This window comes from Caldalkalibacillus salinus (assembly GCF_016745835.1).
Classification (GTDB): domain Bacteria; phylum Bacillota; class Bacilli; order Caldalkalibacillales; family JCM-10596; genus Caldalkalibacillus_A; species Caldalkalibacillus_A salinus.
The window spans coordinates 1-3,355 of the sequence record NZ_JAERVL010000042.1 but is presented as its reverse complement, the minus strand read 5'-3'; the positions used below and the strand labels follow the sequence as shown (position 1 = coordinate 3,355).

The 3,355-nt window shown below is 37.4% G+C and carries 4 protein-coding genes; all 4 read left to right on the top strand.

Annotated elements, in window-relative coordinates; genetic code table 11:
• The coding region (locus JKM87_RS17515) for an imm11 family protein (protein ID WP_236838937.1) at nucleotides 1–716 on the top strand (716 nt) is incomplete at its 5' end.
• 82 nt (nucleotides 717–798) lie between these two features.
• A complete protein-coding gene (locus tag JKM87_RS18230; protein WP_336885202.1) occupies nucleotides 799–1,668 on the top strand; it encodes a polymorphic toxin-type HINT domain-containing protein in 870 nt (289 codons plus the stop codon).
• 15 nt (nucleotides 1,669–1,683) lie between these two features.
• A complete protein-coding gene (locus tag JKM87_RS17505) occupies nucleotides 1,684–2,484 on the top strand; it encodes an imm11 family protein (RefSeq protein ID WP_202081742.1) in 801 nt (266 codons plus the stop codon).
• 173 nt (nucleotides 2,485–2,657) lie between these two features.
• A partial coding sequence (locus tag JKM87_RS17500; RefSeq protein ID WP_202081740.1) for a hypothetical protein occupies nucleotides 2,658–3,355 on the top strand: 698 nt, incomplete at its 3' end.

Here is a 3,355-nt window from a genome sequence, read left to right as displayed (position 1 = left end):
ATGGGTTTAGAGGACAGCCAATGCTAGATAATTGGTACTCAGTAAAATTATACACACAGGAACAAGGGAAGAGCTCTGATTTCCCTGGGTTTCCAGAGCCAATCTTTAGTGAAAAAGCAGTGAACACGTTAATGGATTTACTAGAACATAGAGCAGAAATACTAGAAGTTGAACATCCCAGTGAGAAATATTATGCAGTCAATGTTATAAGATTAACCGAATGTTTTAATCGAGATGAAGCAAAGTTAGTTATTGAAGATAAGTATAATATTGTAGTTGTAAAAGAAATACTTGAGTACTCCTTTCATAAGGAATGTATTGAACAAGAAACCATTTTTAAACTGAAAGAAAAACTAGGTGAAATATATGTCACGGACACCTTCAAAAACCGAGTAGAAGAAGCGGGATTAGTTGGATTTGAATTTCACGAAGTATGGGATTCAGAAAAAGATTACTCTCTTGAAGAAGCAGAGCCAGTCATGCCAGACATTCACCCTATACAAGAAGGGGATTACTCCTTTAATGAAGCATGGAAAATGGCCGAACAAGGAGAGGTTGCAGCCGCAAGTGGAGAGTGGAAGGTTAAGAAATCTAAAGACGGTCAGCACATGATCATTGGAAAGTGGACGGGAGAAAAGTATGAGTACCTCATTCCACACTTTATTCCACCCATTCTTCTTGATATGAAGTGGAAAATAGTAAACAAAGAAGGTTAAAAAAATGAAATAACAATCATACGATCTACGCCTTAGGATGAACACAAATCTTAAGGCGTAGTTCTATTTTTAAAAATTACACATCCAAATTGGTGATACAGTCTTGGCAAAAGATACCGAAACTAATAAGATGGCATATAAGAAAGTGGATATGCTCTTCCAGAAGCCAATCTCAGAATCCTACAATGTCAAAGTAGGAGAGGAACTTATCACCACTACGGATGAACACCCTTTCTGGGTACATGAAAAGGGTTGGGTTAAAACCAAGGATCTTGAAGTAGGAGATCTACTAGAAACGAGTGACGGAAATCTCTTACCGATTGATGCGATTGAGGTAAAAGAAGAACATACAACTGTTTACAACTTCCGTGTGAAAGACTTCCATACGTACTATGTTTCTAATTTAAGTATCCTGACGCATAATTCAAACTGTATACCGTTGAGCTTTTATAAGGACAGAACGGAAGGGCACTACGACTTAAAGCTAGCGCATGCACCGAGTAAGAGTCCAAGTCAGATACTACGAGATGAATTAACCAACGCAAACTTAGGAAAACCTCCTGTCGCGGACCCGATAACAGGATGGAATGCACATCATATTGTTGCTGCAGGTGCTAATAATCAAGCAGCACGGGATGCTAGACTAATATTGAAACATTTTGGTATAGATACTAACTCATCTGCAATAGGCGTGTGGCTTCCAAAGGTGAAAGGATATTCGCATTACAACCTACCAGATTATGACGGAACAATGTTAGTTGTTGCAACACATAATGGGGGACATACAAAAAACTATTATGAGTATGTATTTAAACAACTTCAAAGAATGAATATTGAATACAGACATTTACCTTTAGAACAAAGACAAACAATAGCTGCAGATATTCTTCAAGGTATACGTGAGGACTTAACAAGCGGCAGACTATTTATTGGTCGTTATATCGATAACTAAGAGAGGGTGTCAATCTTGAAAATCTACATACTTAATAAAAAACTTGAAGGCTATGATTATCTAGGATGTGCTAATGAATATGATTCACACACATTATTAGGTGGTTTTCGAGGCACAAGCATGTTAGATAATTGGAAACCAATAAAATTAGAAACGTATGAAAAAGGGTTAGAGTCAGATTTTCCAGGCTTCCCTTACCCTATTTTTAGTGAACGTTCAATTTCAATTTTAGAAGACTTGTTACTGGACAATGCTGAAATATTACCTATGATACACTCTGAAAAAAACTATTATGCAATTAATATAACAAGATTAACCGATTGTTTTAATCGAGATAAAGCTAAACTACTCATCGAAGATAAATATAATGTTGAAGTCGTAAAAGACATACAAAAGTATTCCTTTAATAAGGAATGTATCGAACAAGAAACGATCTTTAAACTGAAAGAAAACTTGGTAGAGATTTACGTTACAGATACCTTCAAAAACCGAGTAGAAGAAGCGGGATTAGTAGGCTTTGAATTCCACGAAGTATGGGATTCAGAAAAGGACTACTCTCTTGAAGAAGCAGAGTCAGCCATGCCAGATATTCAGCCAATACAAGATGGGGATTACTCCTTTAACGAAGCATGGAAAATGGCCGAACAAGGAGAAGTTGCTGCCGCAAGTGGAGAGTGGAAGATCAAGAAATCTAAAGATGGTCAGCACATGATCATTGGAAAGTGGACGGGAGAAAAATATGAGTATCTCATTCCACACTTTGTGCCACCCGTTCTTCTTGATATGGAGTGGAAAATAGTAAACAAAGAAGGTTAATAAAATGAAATAAGAATCATACGAACTACGCCTTAGGATGAACACAAATCTTAAGGCGTAGTTCTATTTTTAAAAACTACACATTAATAGTTGCTCCACACGTACTCATAATCCCGTATGACGGTATTGTTATCAAGAACAACGGAACAGGTACACTAAGAGTATCCGAAGACTTGCTTAGACAGCTTGATGAACTCGGTGTTAGCAAAAGCTTCTTAGAGCAAACGAAACACTTAGACAATAACGGTCTTGAGTCACTCGTTAATCTGGTCAACCGTGGCTATAATGAAACTCAACTGCGCCAATTACTGAATGATGGCTTCAAGCTAGACGACATTCTCTACTTTGCCAACCGTAACATAGACCCAAATGACTACGCTCGTTATGGTATCATTAACCGTACAGAGGCAACGTGGGTAAAAAGATACATCCAAGCAAAAGGCTTCAGTCCTGAAAACATGCGCCAGTTGGTTGAGAAAAAAGTCTATCCATCGGAGCTTGAGAGATTAAGAGTTAATCGTCCAAGTCAGGTAGACAACTTTATAGAGGCGTTGCAGGGAGGAGGATATTGTTCTATTCAACTAGAACCTTTTCAAGAGACGCTTGATCAAGTATTAAGAAAAAATGATGTCTCTCTTGAAGAATTTAATCGTATACGGAGAACAAGTATTGACAAGCTTACAGATGAAGAACTAGAAAAAATCATTCGAGTACGATTAGATGCTGAGTTTCCTGAACCAACTACAATTATGCAAAAAGTGATCAAGCCAAGTGACTACGAACATTATTTTAGTGGAAAATATAACATACGGGGCTTTATTACAAGAGCTCAAGATGTAAAACACCTTGATACACCTGAAGAAATCATTGA